The sequence below is a fragment of the Streptomyces cadmiisoli genome, from assembly GCF_003261055.1.
GTDB classification, from domain to species: domain Bacteria; phylum Actinomycetota; class Actinomycetes; order Streptomycetales; family Streptomycetaceae; genus Streptomyces; species Streptomyces cadmiisoli.
Genome location: NZ_CP030073.1, coordinates 7,151,583 through 7,164,927, shown reverse-complemented (window position 1 = coordinate 7,164,927; position 13,345 = coordinate 7,151,583). Strand labels below are relative to the sequence as shown.

Genomic DNA, 13,345 nt, shown 5'->3' with positions numbered 1-13,345 from the left:
TGCCGTCTACGGCTGCGGAGGCCGTCCGCGGCCGAGCACCTTGCCGACCCGCTCCCCCACGCCCCACGACGTCACCCGCCACAGCGCCTCCACGAGGATGTCGCGGCTCATCTTGGAGTCGCCGAGCTCCCGCTCGACGAAGGTGATCGGCACCTCGACGACGTGATAGCCGGCCTTGATCGCGCGGCGGGCGAGATCGACCTGGAAGCAGTAGCCCTGGGAGGCGACCTCGTCGAGGCCGAGGCCCTCCAGGGTCTCGCGGCGGAAGGCCCGGTAGCCGCCGGTGACGTCGCGGATCGGCACGTCGAGCAGGACGCGTGAGTAGAGGCTGCCGCCCCGGGAGATGATCTCGCGGCTCCGCGGCCAGTTCACGACCCGGCCGCCGGGCACCCAGCGCGAGCCCAGCACCAGGTCGGCGTTCTTGAGGGCGGTCAGCAGCCGGGGCAGTTCCTCGGGCTGGTGGGAGCCGTCGGCGTCCATCTCGATCAGTACGCCGTAGCCGTGCTCCATGCCCCAGTGGAAGCCCGCGAGGTAGGCGGCGCCGAGGCCCTCCTTGCCCTTGCGGTGCAGGACGTGGACGTGCTCGTCGCCGACGGCCAGTTCGTCCGCGAGCTTGCCGGTGCCGTCGGGGCTGTTGTCGTCGGCGACCAGGACGTGGGCCTCGGGAACCGCCTCGCGGACACGGCCCACGATGCTCTTGATGTTCTCCGCCTCGTTGTAGGTGGGGATGATCACCAAGGCCGTGCCGAGCGGGCCGAAGCGCCTCACCCGGGCCTCTGCCGCGCGGTTCCCCTCGCCGTCGTTCACTGCTGCCCCTTCACGTCCGTCCGCAGACGTCCACCATAGTGGCCGCGGCCTGCGGTGACGTGACGGGATGTTCGATTACTGGTGTCGGTTCCACAAAAGCAGGGCAGGCATCTGTCTTTGCTCCGCGAGGGGGCCGAAAGCGATCGGGAGGGGGTCCGGCCGCGGTCCTGACGCCGCGGCGGCCGGCTCCGCGGAGCCGCGGCCTATGCTGCGGATGGGGGCCCGGCGCCCTTCGGGCCGACCTGGGACCCGCCGGCTGCGGGTCGACCTGAAGCCGTTGTCTACTGAGCGCCCGGGCCCCACCCGGGTCACACCCTCCCCCCGAGCTCTCGACCTCGCTCGGCCTGGGAGGGACCCCCGTCCGGCCGGACGTTCCCGCGCCGCGGCGCGGTCGCTGAGCCTGGCTCCCAGTGGCGGTGCCCCGGTGCGGTACACCGTCCCTGACCCAGCGGCGCCGCGACGCGGACGCGGACGTTCGCCGGTCGGGCGTCCCGTGGTGGACTCGGCCGAACCTACCGGCCCCGGGCCGCCGCCTGTCAACAGTCGTTCGACCTGCGGTGATGCCAGGGATGCCCAGGTCGGGCCAGAGGATACGCAGGTCGCGCGACGCTGCGCCGGGCGGCGATCCTCACTCCGCCACCCCGGGAGATCACTCGCCCGGCCGTACGAACACCGTCCGTCCGCCCACCACGGTGCGCAGGCAGACGGGCAGGTCGGAGCCCGGGGTCAGATCCGGCAGACCGGGGGTGCCGGAGCGCGGGTCGGTCGACCAGCGCGCGACCCGGTCGTCCGGGGCCTGCACCACCAGGGCGCCGGTGCGCCACACGGCGTAGTCCGCGGGCGCGCCCGGCACCAGGACGCCCGCGTCGTCCCGTCCTACGGCCCGCCAGCCGCCGCGCGTGTGCGCCGTGAACGCGGCCCGTACGGAGATCCGGTGCTCCGGCGTCCGGTGGAAGGCGGCCGCCCGCACCGTGCCCCACGGGTCGAGCGGGGTGACCGGGCTGTCGGAGCCGAGGGCCAGCGGGACACCGGCCCGCAGCAGCGCCGCGAAGGGATTGAGCAGGCGGGCCCGCTCGGCGCCGAGCCGCTGGGCGTACATGCCCTCCTCGCCGCCCCACAGCGCGTCGAAGGCCGGCTGCACCGACGCCGTCAGCCCTAGCTCGGCGAAGGCCGCGATCGTCTCGGGGGTGAGCATCTCGGCGTGCTCGACACGGTGGCGCGCGGCGCGCACCCGCGCGAGGCCGACCTTCTCGGCGGCGGCCCGGACGCCCTCGACCACGGCGGTCACCGCGGCGTCGCCGATGGCGTGGAAGCCCGCCTGGAGGCCGGCCTCGGTGCAGGCGGTGACGTGTTCGGCCACGGCGACGGCGTCCAGGTAGGCGGTGCCGGTGTGCCCGGCGTCCGCGTACGGCTCGTGCAGAGCGGCCGTGTGCGAGCCGAAGGCGCCGTCGGCGAACAGGTCGCCGGCCGCTCCTCGCGCGCCCAGCTCACGGGCCCGTGCGACGCCCGCCTCGCCCTGTTCGGCCCAGTAGCCGACGACCCGGGGGCCGGGCTCCTCGGCGGCGAGCCGGAGCAGGCCCGTGAGGTCGTCCTCGGAGGAGATCTGCGGTCCGCCGCACTCGTGGACGGAGCCGATGCCGAGGGAGACGGCATGGGCCAGGGCGGCGCGCTGGGCGTCGGTGCGCTGGCGTGCCGTGACGGCGCCGAGCGCCGCGGCGCGCACGGTGTGGTGGGCGTCGCGGGTCAGAGGGCCGTCGGTGCGGTCGGTGATCTCGGGGACGAGGTCGAGCAGCGCCGTCGTCACGACCGCCGAGTGGACGTCGATCCGGCTGAGGTAGAGGGGCCGGCCGCCGGTGGCCTCGTCGAGTTCCGCGCGGGTCGGCGGGCGGCCGCCCGGCCAGCGCGAGGCGTCCCAGCCGTGGCCGAGCAGGACGCGGTCGGCGGGGCGGTCGGCGGCGAACCGGCGCACCAGCGCCAGGGCCGCCTCCAGGGAGGGTGCGCCGGACAGGTCCAGGCCGGTGAGCGCGAGGCCGGTGGAGGTGGTGTGCACATGCGCGTCGGTGAACGCCGGGGTGACCAGGGCACCGTCCAGGTCGACGACCTCGTCCACGCCGTCCGTGAAGGCGTCGGCGGCGCCCTCCGAGCCGACCCAGGCGACCTGGCCGTGCTCGACGACCATCGCGGTGGCGAAGGGGTCGGCGGGACTGTGGACCTCTCCGCGGCGGAGCAGGACGGTTCTGGGCGGGGCGGTGCGCTCACTCATGGGAACAGTCTCCCGCCTCGCCCGCGCGCCCCGGAACGCAGGTGCCTCAGATCCGCGGCGGCCGTGCCTCGTACGGCGTCGACAGCACCACGGTGGTGCGGGTGGACACACCGGCCAGGCCCCGCAGCCGCGCCAGCAGTTCCTCCAGCTCGTGGGGGGTGGCGACGCGCACCTTGAGGATGTAGTTCTCGTCGCCGGCGACGCTGTGGCAGGCCTCGATCTCGGGGACGCCCGCGAGGCGGTCCGCGATGTCGTCGGGGGCACTGGGGTCGAACGGTTTCACCGAGATGAACGCCGTCATGGGCAGCCCGACGGCCTCGGGGTCGACGACCGCGGCGTACCCGCGGATGACGCCACGCTGCTCCAGCCGGCGCACCCGCTGGTGCACGGCCGACGTGGACAGGCCCGTGGCCTTGCCCAGGTCGGTGTAGCTCATCCGCCCGTCCTTGACGAGCAGCTGCACGATCTGTCGGTCCAGCTCCTCCATGGCGCAAGAACCTACAGTGCGGCTGATCTCCACGGATACCCGAGCAGCGCAGGTCGTGCGAGCCCCGTCGGGCGGCGGGGGCCGGTCGTGCGCCGGCCGGGGGACGCGCGCGGCGCGCAAGGGGCACCTGCGGGCGGCATGTGACGAACGCCACAGGTTTCGAACATTCTCCGTGATGGAGTCGTGATTACGCCGGTCGGAGGACGGGAAGTGCTTGCTGTGGTCGAGGCCGCAGCGCCTTTCACGGCCCAGCCCGAGGGGGAGAACATGCAGAGTCTGAAGCGCCTTGGTCGTACCGCACCCAAGCGGCAGCAGCCGGTCGTCGAGCCCGAGCCGGAGGGTGTCGAACCCGACGCCTTCGACGGAGACGAGGCCGACGCTTACGACACCTTCGAGATGTACCGGGTGATCTGCCCGGACTGCGCCCAGCCCATCGCCCTGCTGGCGGACGAGGACTTCCTGCCGGAGCACGCGCTGTGCGCCTCGCCGTGGAACCCGTTCGGTCTCACGGTCTGCGCGGGTACGGGCCGCAGGGCCGCCGACGCACGGCCGGCGGACGAGTCCTTCGAGCCGCACGAGCAGGACACCGCGCTGCTGCTGACGCTGCCTCAGGGGCTCGACTGGCGCATGCAGCCCTTCTCCCACGTCGGGGGCCCGGGCTCGCGCCCGATGCGTGTCCCGACGATGCGCCGCAGCGCCGCCTGACGGGCCGCGCTCAGTACCGGTAGCCGCCCTGCACCATGGCCCGCAAGCTGCCGTGGTGCAGGATCAGCGTGTCCGGGTCCGGCGGGACGGCGATCTCACCGAAGTGCACCTGCCGGTGGGCGACGCGCAGCATCACGATCGCGTGCCGCAGGGCGGCGTACAGGGTGTGGAAGTCCATGTCCCGCGGTGTGTGGCCGGTGAGTTCGGCGTAGCGCGCCTCCACCCGGTCGCGGCGCAGGAAGTCCGGCAGGCCGCGCTGCCCGGAGGCGGCGGTCAGGTCCTGGAAGAAGCGGTGCAGGTAGACCGTCCAGCCCAGGTCGACCTCGCGCGGTGCCGTGGCCGCCATCTCCCAGTCGAGGACGGCCGCGGGCTCGAAGCCGTCGTAGAGGACGTTCCCGATCCGTGCGTCGCCCCAGCTGAGCACGGGCGGGCCGGGGTCGCTCGGCCACAGTTCCTCCAGCCGGTCGAAGGCGGCCTCGATGAGGGGTGACCGGGGCAGTCCGTCCACCACCCAGGCGTAGTAGGCGCGTTGCGCGGTGACATGGCGGCGCAGCGCGTCACCCGGTCCGGGCGGGGCGAGGAACTCCGCCTCGGCGACGGGGACTTGATCGTGCAGACGGGCCAGCAGGCCGATCGTGGCCGCCTCCAGGCGGTCGCGCTGCGCGTCGCTCGCCGCGTGCAGCCAGTTGCCCTCGTAGGTGTAGGGCATGACGTCGGGCGGCACGCGCCCTTCGACCCGCTCCATGACGAAGAAGGGCGCCCCGAGCGGCGCCGGGTCCTCCTCCAGCCAGAGCACCCGGGGCACCGGCACGTCCGTGTGCTCGGCCACCAGGCGCAGGGTGCGGTACTGGCGGGCCATGTCGTAGACCGGGAACACCGTGTACGCGGCCGGGTCCGCGGCGAGCCGCAGCACACAGGAGCGCACCGGCGGTTCGGGGTGCTCGATGCCGAACATCAGGGTCTCGCTGGACATGCCGTTCGAGGCGGGGACGGTGACGCCCACCGCCTTCGCGCCGGGCAGCCGGGCGTCGAGCCAGGCGGTGAGCCGTCCGGCGAGCTCCTCGGGATCCCGGGTCGTGGTGCGGGGGCGCCGCGGTGTGGTCATGGCTGCCGCCTTCCTACGGTGCGACCGACTCGAAGCCGGTGAAGCCGCTCGGGTCGTGGCGCCCGAACGAGCCGTGCTCGAAGATGCCGTGGCCGGTCTCGCCGTCCAGCCGGAAGCGGGCCGCGTGGTCGGTGACGCCGTACGCGGCCCGGGGGTGCGCGGACAGGTCGGACAGGTCGTAGGCGCGGCGGTCGATCCAGGCGGGGCCCTGCCAGGTGCCGTGCTGCCAGTCGTCGGCGGGCGGGTAGCCCGCGCCGACGGCGAGCGGGGTGGAGGTCAGGACCTCCACGTCGAGTTCCAGCGGCTTGCGCGGGTCGCCGAGGTGGATCAGGGCGCGTTCCGGGTGGCGGGTGCCGGTGCGGTAGCCGATCTCCGCCCGGGGCCAGCCGAGCTGCCGGTCGCGCCGGCCGGGCCGGACCAGGGTCGCGTCGTTCAGCGAGCGGTGGCCGTCCGCGTCCTCCTGCACGATCACCATCAGGAACCGGTCGTCGAAGCGGACCGGGCACCAGATCCAGTGGAAGCCCTCGGTCGGGTGCTCCTCGGCGAACCGCCCGCCGTCCTCCCCCGGCAGGGGCCGCACGCCCCAACTGCGGTCGCGGGTGCCGGTCCACTCCCCCGGCCGCAGGCGGATCTCCTCGCCGCCGACCCTGATCCAGCCGACGCACCGCCCCGCCTGCACGAACCGTTTCCCCTCCAGTGTGAGCCGGGCACCGCGCCGCTGCTGGTGGTGCGGCTCCCACAGGGCCGGGAAGTCGGCCGACCAGTGGATCTCGTACGACAGGCCGTCGGGGTCGCGCGGATCGGCCTCGCAGCGCAGCAGGAAGTCCCGCAGCGGCCGTTCGACATGGGTGCGCAGCGGACCGACCGCGAGCCGCATACGGTCCTCGCCGAGGGCGTCGGAGGCGCGCACCGCGTGCAGGGTGTCACCGACGCGCAGGGTCGCATAGGCGTCCATCACGCCGACGTTGGGGTAGACACCGAGCCCGGTGATCAGCAGCGCGCGTCCGTGGTGGTCGAAGACGTGGAAGATGCTGCGGTCGTAGGCGTTCCGGTCCCCGGTGGCGACGTGCTTCATCGACAGGGGCACCTGATGCACGGGGTAGTCGTCGAGCGGCACCGGACGGTCGTCGGGCACGGCAAACCTCCCTGGACGCAGTGCAGTTGACGGTACGTCAGGTCTGCGTCGGCGACCAGGGGCCGGACCGGGCCGGCCGTGAACTCACGCTCGATTCCGGCGGGCGGTGACCTGGCCCCGCGTGCCCGCGTTGCCCAGGCATGACCCCCACCTACACCGCGACCGGGCGTCAGCTCCCAGCGTTCGTACCCGTGCCGGCAGAATCGCTTCCTCGGCTTCCCGGACCGCCCGCCCCGCAGGTCCCGGACCCGCCCATCTACCGGGACCTGATGCACGCCTGGAGCACGCGCGGCCGGACCGTGCCGGGGCGCCACGACCCGGAGTGGATCCGGCTCGCGGCGCCCCTGGTCAGGCCGGGTCAGTTCAGCGCGTCTCCGGACCCGCGAGATGACGTGCGATGACCATCCGCTGGATCTGGTTGGTGCCTTCGACGATCTGGAGGACCTTGGCCTCGCGCATATAGCGCTCGGCAGGGAAATCCGACGTGTAGCCGTAGCCACCGAGGACCTGGACGGCGTCGGTGGTGACCCTCATCGCCGTGTCGGTGCAGTGCAGCTTCGCCATGGCGGCCTGCTTGGCGAACGGCCGGCCGGCGTCGCGCAGCCGCGCGGCGGCCAGGTACAGGGCGCGGCCGGCCTCGATCTGGGTGGCCATGTCGGCGAGCATGAAGCGCAGGCCCTGGAAGTCGGCGATGGGCCGACCGAACTGCCGGCGCCCGGCCGCGTAGTCGACCGCCTCGTCGAGGGCCGCCTGGGCGAGCCCGATCGCGCAGGCCGCGATGCCGAGCCGCCCGGAGTCGAGGGCGGCCAGCGCGATACCGAAGCCCTGCCCCTCGTCCCCGACGCGCCGGGCGTCCGGGACCCGCACCCCGTCCAGGTGGACCTGGGCGGTGGGCGAGCCCTTCATGCCCATCTTCTTCTCGGGTGCCGCCGCGCTCAGCCCCTCGGCGTCCCCGGGCACCAGGAAGGCGGTGATGCCGCGGGCGCCCTCCTCACCGGTGCGGGCCATCACCGTGTAGAAGTCGGCGACCCCGCCGTGCGTGATCCAGGCCTTGGTGCCCGTGATCACCCAGTCGTCGCCGTCGCGGACCGCCTTCGTGCGCAGCGAGGCGGCGTCGGAGCCGGAGGAGGGCTCGGAGAGGCAGTAGGCGCCGAGCAGGCCGCCGCCCAGCATCGCGGGCAGATGCTCGACCTGCTGTTCCTTCGTGCCGTGGGTGGCGAGGGCGTAGGCGGCGAGGGTGTGGACGCTGACGCCGAGGCCGACGGTCAGCCGGGCCGCGGCGAGTTCCTCCAGGACCTGGAGGTAGACCTCGTACGGCTGGTCCCCGCCGCCGTACTCGGGGTCGTAGGGCAGTCCGAGCAGGCCGGACTCGGAGAGCAGGGTGAAGACCTCGCGCGGGAAGCGTCCGGCGTCCTCCTCCTCGGCCGCGTGCGGGGCGATCTCGCGCTGCGCGATGTCGCGGACGAGCGAGATCAGATCCCGGGCCTCGTCCGTGGGCAGTTGACGGTCCACCGGCTGCGGGGCGCGGTCGGGCATGGCGACGCTCTCCTCCCTTTCGGGGCGCTGCGGCGGACGTGCGCCGAGGGTGGGGCGGCTCCGCCGGGTCTTACGGGTGCCCGGCCGATGGTCCCGCTTCCGGGTCACGGATAGCTGCTGACCAGCGGCCTTGCGCTGTGAGTATGCCCGATCGGCGGCACCGAGTCACCGGTTAACGACCGCTTACTTCAGGAAACCCCGAACACCCCGGATTGGTCCGCACCATTGACCCAACTGGTCTAGTCCTCCTAACCTGACGGATCAACGCCTCATCGCGTTCATGCCAATCGGCGCACGTCACCCTCTCCCCCACGAGGAGACATCCCGATGCGAACTCCCCACCGCCCCCGCGTCCGGTTCCGGGCGCTCGTCGCCGCGCTGTGTTCGGCCGTCCTCGGCGCCGGACTCCTCGCCGGTGCCGGCAGCGCCACCGCCGCCGCCCCGGCGGCCGAGCGGGCGGCCGGCTCCAAGGTCGTCGGCTACTTCACCGAATGGGGCACCTACGACCGGAAGTACCACGTCAAGAACATCCAGACGTCCGGCTCCGCGGCCAGGCTCACCCACATCAACTACGCCTTCGGCAACGTCACCGGCGGCAGGTGCGCGATGGGCGACGCCTACGCGGCGACCGACCGGGCCTACACCGCCGCCGAGTCGGTGGACGGCGTCGCGGACACCTGGGACCAGCCCCTGCGCGGCAACTTCAACCAGCTGCGCAAGCTGAAGCAGCGCAACCCGGGCCTGAAGGTCCTGTGGTCGTTCGGCGGCTGGACCTGGTCGGGCGGCTTCGGCGAGGCCGCCCGCAACCCCGCCGCGTTCGCCCGGTCCTGCTACGACCTGGTCGAGAACTCCCGGTGGGCCGACGTCTTCGACGGCATCGACATCGACTGGGAGTACCCCAATGCCTGCGGTGCCACGTGCGACACCAGCGGCCGGGCCGCGTACAAGAACCTGATGGCCGCCGTACGGGCCGAGTTCGGCTCCGGCAACCTGGTCACCGCGGCCATCCCCGCCGACGCGAGCCCGGGCGGCAAGATCGACGCGGCGGACTACGCCGGCGCCGCGCAGTACGTCGACTGGTACAACCCGATGACGTACGACTTCTTCGGCGCCTGGGACGCCACCGGCCCCACCGCCCCGCACTCGCCGCTGACCTCCTACTCGGGCATCCCGAAGGCGGGCTTCCACAGCTCGGCGACCATCGCCAAGCTCAAGGGCCTGGGGATTCCCGCCGGCAAGCTGCTGCTCGGCATCGGCTTCTACGGACGCGGCTGGACCGGCGTCACCCAGTCCGCGCCCGGCGGCACGGCCACGGGCCCGGCGGCGGGCACCTACGAGCAGGGCATCGACGACTACAAGGTGCTCAAGTCGAAGTGCCCGGCCACCGGCACGGTGGGCGGCACCGCGTACGCCAAGTGCGGCAGCAACTGGTGGAGCTACGACACACCCGCCACCATCGCGACCAAGATGACCTACAAGAACCAGCAGGGCCTGGGCGGCACGTTCTTCTGGGAGCTGAGCGGCGACACCGCGAGCGGTGAGCTGATCAAGGCGATCAACTAGTGCCGCGTCAGGCGACGTTTGCCGGTCGAGGAGCGGCGTCCGGTGCGTGATCTCGGCGCGCCGGCCGTGAGTCCTCGTACTGGATGTACTCGGGCTCTCGGCCGGTGCGGCGAGTGGGGGCACCTCCCACGCCTTTCAGGCAGTGGGGGAGCGTGCCGGGCGTCGCGACGGGGCGAACGTTGCCTGCCACGGCACTAGCTTTCGGGCACGGTGACTCGGGGCGGGGGTCCACGGACTTCCGCCCCTCGCTCACGCGTCGCGCCGGGCGGGCTCGGGAGCCGGGTAGCCGGAGTCGAGTTCCTCGATCGCGCGCATCGTGCCGCCGAGGGTCCTCACCAGCAGTTCGCGCATCGTGTCGCGGGAGAGCTCGGGACGGTCGATCCAGTCGAGGGCGGCACCCTCGACCCCGCAGACCCAGCCCAGCAGTCCCATCCGCGCGACCGGGGCGATCTCCCGGTCGCCGTAGGCCCCTTCGGCGATGGTCAGCACGATCGCCTCGCGCACGCCGTCGCGGATGGCCTGCACCTCGGTGTCGAAGCCGACGCCGCCGCTGACGATCGTGCGGTACGCCGCGTGGTTGTGCTCGGCGTAGCGCAGATAGCCGTCGATGGTGCGGTGGACCCGCTCCACCGGCGGGAGTTCGAGTCCGCCGGCCGCGAAGGTGACCAGGTCGTTGACCGAGTCCTGGACGATGGCCAGGTAGTAGCCGCGCTTGGACTGGAAGTAGTAGTAGATCAGCCCCTTGGCGACATGGGCCTGCCGGGCGATGTCGTCCATCGAGAGCGCGTCGTACGACGTGTCGGCGAACAACTTCCGACCGATGGCGATGAGCTCGGCGCGGCGCGCCAGCGAACGCTCGGTGCCACGCGCCCGGGGACGGGACGCGTCGCGCTGTTGACTGATATTCAATTTCGACCCTGGTTCCAACGGGCGGCGGGACATCCGCAGTATGGCAGGTCCGCTCCCGGGGTCAGCTCACAGCAGTCCGAGCTGGGTCACGAGCATGGCGAGCACAACGACCAGGGTCCAGCCCATGACGTGCTCGACGATCTTCGGGCCGTCCTCGCGGGGGCCGCCGGTGCGTACGCGGACGGCAGTGGCTGATTGTGCGGTCATGTCGTCTCACTGATGTCGTGCCTGCAGAGGACCCTCCCCGACGGCTCCCCACCGATCTGTCCACCTTGCCACTTCCGGCGGCTTTTGCGGCGGAGACGTTGGTCACAGCCGAAGGCCCCCGGAGCGCTCCGGGGGCCTTCGAGGAGCGGTTCAGCGCACCCCCACCGCCGCGAGCGCCTTGCGCTGGCGCGCGGTCGGCTGCGCCGGGAAGTACAGGTAGCAGACGCCGCCGGTGCCGGAAGCCACGTTGCCGGAGGCGTTGTACCGCTTGGTCCGGAGCCAGATGTTCTCCCACTCGCGCCGCTTGTAGACGCGCCGCACCGCCTCGTTGCTCGGCGAGGCGGGGTCGTTGGCGATCACGTCGCCGTCGGCCGTGAAGCCGATCACGGTCATCAGGTGGCCGGAGGTGCCGTAGCCCGCTCCGGTCAGCTCCGAGGCGAGGAACGACTGGGACGTTATGGCCGGGATGCCGGCCGCGATCAGCGTCTCCAGGTCGGTGAGCGAACCGAGCCGGGTGACCACGCCCTGCAGCCCCTTGAAGGTGGCCGCGTAAGCCGCGTTGAAGGGCCAGTTGCCGCAGCCCGCGTACTGGTGGTCGTACGTGGACCGGGCCGCGTGGCACACCTGCGGATCGGCGTAGGTCGGATCGACCCAGGCCAGCTGCTCCGCGGTGAGCCGGCCGCCCCAGTACTCGACGATCATCTGGGAGGAGGTGGGGCTGCACCAGGCCTCGCCACCGTTGTCGTACTCGGGGTACTGGCCCTTGTGGATCTCCTGCGAGAACCTCGGGACCAGCAGCTCCCCGGCGACCCCGGGCGTGGAGGCGGGGACGGTGAAGCGGTCGGGCACGTCCGAGCCCATGGCGCCGAGCCGCCACACGGTCGGGGTGAGCTTCGTGCCCGGCTTGCGGTACAGCGTCAGCCGCAGCCGGTAGGACGTCAGGCGCAGCCCCGAGGCGGGGTCGTCGACGGCGAAGGTGTCCGTCCAGATGCTGCTCCTGCCGTCGCTCTGGTCGTCGACGGAGGTCCGCAGGATGTCCTGGTCGCCCGCCGCCCAGCGGCCCATCACGTACCAGGGCGTGTCCGTGCCGTCGGAGTAGGTGCCGCGCAGTTCGACCTGGATCCAGGTGCCGGCCGGGGTGTGCGCGTTCCACGAGGGGATCGCCTCGGTGGAGGGGACCGTGAGCCGGTGGACCGGGGAGGTCCAGGTCGCGTACTCCCACGTCGACGTCCGGCCGGTGTGGGGGTCGGCGTAGGCGACGGTGCCTGCCGGGGCGGCGATCACCACACCGGGACGGACACCGGCGACGGCCCGGGTGCCCTTGGCGGTGCCGGCGCGCCAGTCGGCGTACGTGATCCAGGTGCGGTTGTCCACGGGGCGGGCCGGGGCCCCGGCGGGGACCGCGCCGCGGGCCGGCGCCGGGTCGTCGGCGTGGGCCCGCGGGGCGGCCACCGCGGGACCGGCACTGCCCGCCACCGCGGCCACGACCGCGGCGGTCAGCAGGGTTCTGCGGGACGGCTGTTCGGCTCTGCTCATGGGCGGAAGACTCCCAGGGTCCGGGTCGGAGGCGGGTCCGGTGCACGCTTGCGTGCGCCAACTATGGCCGCGGGAGGGCGGTACTGCCAGCACTTCGATGCATGCCGCGCTCACCAATATTGGTCGAGACCACTGGCATGACCTGGATCGGAGCATGCCGGAGCGCAGGCGATGATGGAGGCGTGCCGTCCCCTCGCCCCGCCCCGCGCCCCGCGTCCCGCCCCCCGCTGCCCGACCTCGCGCGCACCCTGCGCGAGCTGCCCGCGTCCTGCGGCCCGGTCCGTCTGATCGGTGTCGACGGACACGCGGGCTCCGGGAAGACCACCCTCGCCGGGCGGCTGGCCGAGGCGCTCGGCGGTGCGCCGGTGCTGCACCTGGACGACATCGCGAGCCACGGCGAACTGTTCGCCTGGACCGGCCGACTGCTGCCCCAGGTGATCGAACCGCTCGGCCGCGGCGCGACCGCGCGCTACGCGCCCTACGACTGGCGGGCCCGGCGCTTCGGGCCGCCGCGCGCGCTGCCGCCCGCTCCGGTGGTCCTGATCGAGGGGGTCGGCGCGGGCCGCCGCGCCCTGCGCCCCCATCTGGCGCACCTGCTGTGGCTGGAGGTGCCTCATGAGGAGTCATGGGCGCGCGGGCAGTTGCGGGACGGGGAGGAGCAGCGGGAGTTCTGGGCCGGGTGGGTCGAGGCGGAGCGGCGGCATTTCGCCGAGGACCCCTCCCGGCCGTTCGCCGACCTCTTGGTGCGGCAGGTACAGGAGGGGTACGAGGTGCTCCGGGGACCCTCCGGGCACCCTGGTCCGGACCAGTAGGTCACACACGGTGACGGACCGTCGGCAATGTGCTGAAGTTGTGAAGACCCTTGCGTCGGAACTCGGCCGACTGCCCCAACTCCGCTTGACCGGGGGGCCGTACAGGACTTACGTTCTCAATGTGCGGCCCGACGAGGCCGCCGTCAGACGCGAAGCCCCCGGTTGTTCCCCCGTGATCGGGGGCTTCGTTCTGCTCTCTTCACCCCTTTCGGGCGCTCCGGGGCGCGATCCGCTCACCCTCGGTCACCATGCGCGTGTGCGCCCCGTCTGCTCCCACCTC

12 protein-coding genes are annotated in these 13,345 nt (G+C 72.8%); 3 read left to right on the top strand and 9 right to left on the bottom strand.

All coding sequences use genetic code 11. The features are described 5' to 3' along the window. Positions 1-6 precede the first annotated feature (6 nt). From DN051_RS31550 to DN051_RS31540, 3 genes are all read right to left on the bottom strand, one after another. Positions 7-807, bottom strand: coding sequence for a polyprenol monophosphomannose synthase (locus DN051_RS31550; protein ID WP_053759893.1), 801 nt, complete (start codon positions 805-807; stop codon positions 7-9). 649 nt (positions 808-1,456) lie between these two features. Next, positions 1,457-3,070, bottom strand: a complete 1,614-nt coding sequence (locus DN051_RS31545) for an amidohydrolase (protein ID WP_112440087.1) — start codon at positions 3,068-3,070, stop codon at positions 1,457-1,459. Positions 3,071-3,116: 46 nt separating this feature from the next. Next, positions 3,117-3,557, bottom strand: a complete 441-nt coding sequence (locus tag DN051_RS31540) for an Lrp/AsnC family transcriptional regulator (RefSeq protein WP_053759891.1) — start codon at positions 3,555-3,557, stop codon at positions 3,117-3,119. A 267-nt stretch (positions 3,558-3,824) separates the two neighbouring features. On the opposite strand from DN051_RS31540, the gene DN051_RS31535 reads away from it, so the two are divergent. Continuing rightward, positions 3,825-4,262: a hypothetical protein gene (locus DN051_RS31535; protein ID WP_053759954.1), complete on the top strand. Its 438-nt coding sequence runs from the start codon at positions 3,825-3,827 to the stop codon at positions 4,260-4,262. Between the two features lie 10 nt (positions 4,263-4,272). Here the strand turns inward: DN051_RS31535 and DN051_RS31530 are convergent, their stop codons facing one another. From DN051_RS31530 to DN051_RS31515, 3 genes are all read right to left on the bottom strand, one after another. Beyond that, the gene (locus DN051_RS31530) at positions 4,273-5,367 is read right to left on the bottom strand and encodes a phosphotransferase family protein (RefSeq protein ID WP_053759890.1); all 1,095 of its coding nucleotides are present in this window, start codon (positions 5,365-5,367) and stop codon (positions 4,273-4,275) included. Positions 5,368-5,380: 13 nt separating this feature from the next. Next, entirely contained in the window at positions 5,381-6,502 is a 1,122-nt protein-coding gene (locus DN051_RS31525; protein WP_112440085.1) for an Rv3169 family protein, read from the bottom strand. A 363-nt stretch (positions 6,503-6,865) separates the two neighbouring features. Continuing rightward, positions 6,866-8,038, bottom strand: coding sequence for an acyl-CoA dehydrogenase family protein (locus DN051_RS31515; RefSeq protein ID WP_053759888.1), 1,173 nt, complete (start codon positions 8,036-8,038; stop codon positions 6,866-6,868). Between the two features lie 327 nt (positions 8,039-8,365). Here DN051_RS31515 and DN051_RS31510 point away from each other — a divergent pair, with 327 nt between their 5' ends. Next, positions 8,366-9,601 carry a glycoside hydrolase family 18 protein gene (locus DN051_RS31510; protein ID WP_053759887.1) on the top strand — a complete coding sequence of 412 codons (1,236 nt, stop codon included), beginning with the start codon at positions 8,366-8,368 and terminating at the stop codon, positions 9,599-9,601. Between the two features lie 249 nt (positions 9,602-9,850). On the opposite strand, the gene DN051_RS31505 is transcribed toward DN051_RS31510, so the two are convergent. The 3 genes from DN051_RS31505 to DN051_RS31495 all read right to left on the bottom strand — a co-directional run bounded on the left by DN051_RS31505 (position 9,851) and on the right by DN051_RS31495 (position 12,253). After that, the gene (locus DN051_RS31505; RefSeq protein WP_112440081.1) at positions 9,851-10,510 is read right to left on the bottom strand and encodes a TetR/AcrR family transcriptional regulator; all 660 of its coding nucleotides are present in this window, start codon (positions 10,508-10,510) and stop codon (positions 9,851-9,853) included. Between the two features lie 66 nt (positions 10,511-10,576). Continuing rightward, the gene (locus DN051_RS31500) at positions 10,577-10,717 is read right to left on the bottom strand and encodes an SCO1431 family membrane protein (protein WP_107093961.1); all 141 of its coding nucleotides are present in this window, start codon (positions 10,715-10,717) and stop codon (positions 10,577-10,579) included. 150 nt (positions 10,718-10,867) lie between these two features. Continuing rightward, positions 10,868-12,253: a peptidase C39 family protein gene (locus DN051_RS31495; protein WP_112440078.1), complete on the bottom strand. Its 1,386-nt coding sequence runs from the start codon at positions 12,251-12,253 to the stop codon at positions 10,868-10,870. A gap of 182 nt (positions 12,254-12,435) precedes the next feature. Here DN051_RS31495 and DN051_RS31490 point away from each other — a divergent pair, with 182 nt between their 5' ends. Further along, on the top strand, positions 12,436-13,065 hold the full coding sequence (locus DN051_RS31490) for a uridine kinase family protein (RefSeq protein WP_246040676.1): 630 nt from the start codon (positions 12,436-12,438) through the stop codon (positions 13,063-13,065). Positions 13,066-13,345 lie beyond the last annotated feature (280 nt).

Bases quoted from the DNA above. Each gene is read 5' to 3' on its own strand.
- DN051_RS31495 (WP_112440078.1), bottom strand. From the start codon at position 12,253: ATGAGCAGAGCCGAACAGCCGTCCCGCAGAACCCTGCTGACCGCCGCG.
- DN051_RS31500 (WP_107093961.1), bottom strand. From the start codon at position 10,717: ATGACCGCACAATCAGCCACTGCCGTCCGCGTACGCACCGGCGGCCCC.
- DN051_RS31515 (WP_053759888.1), bottom strand. From the start codon at position 8,038: ATGCCCGACCGCGCCCCGCAGCCGGTGGACCGTCAACTGCCCACGGAC.
- DN051_RS31540 (WP_053759891.1), bottom strand. From the start codon at position 3,557: ATGGAGGAGCTGGACCGACAGATCGTGCAGCTGCTCGTCAAGGACGGG.
- DN051_RS31510 (WP_053759887.1), top strand. From the start codon at position 8,366: ATGCGAACTCCCCACCGCCCCCGCGTCCGGTTCCGGGCGCTCGTCGCC.
- DN051_RS31530 (WP_053759890.1), bottom strand. From the start codon at position 5,367: ATGACCACACCGCGGCGCCCCCGCACCACGACCCGGGATCCCGAGGAG.
- DN051_RS31545 (WP_112440087.1), bottom strand. From the start codon at position 3,070: ATGAGTGAGCGCACCGCCCCGCCCAGAACCGTCCTGCTCCGCCGCGGA.
- DN051_RS31535 (WP_053759954.1), top strand. From the start codon at position 3,825: ATGCAGAGTCTGAAGCGCCTTGGTCGTACCGCACCCAAGCGGCAGCAG.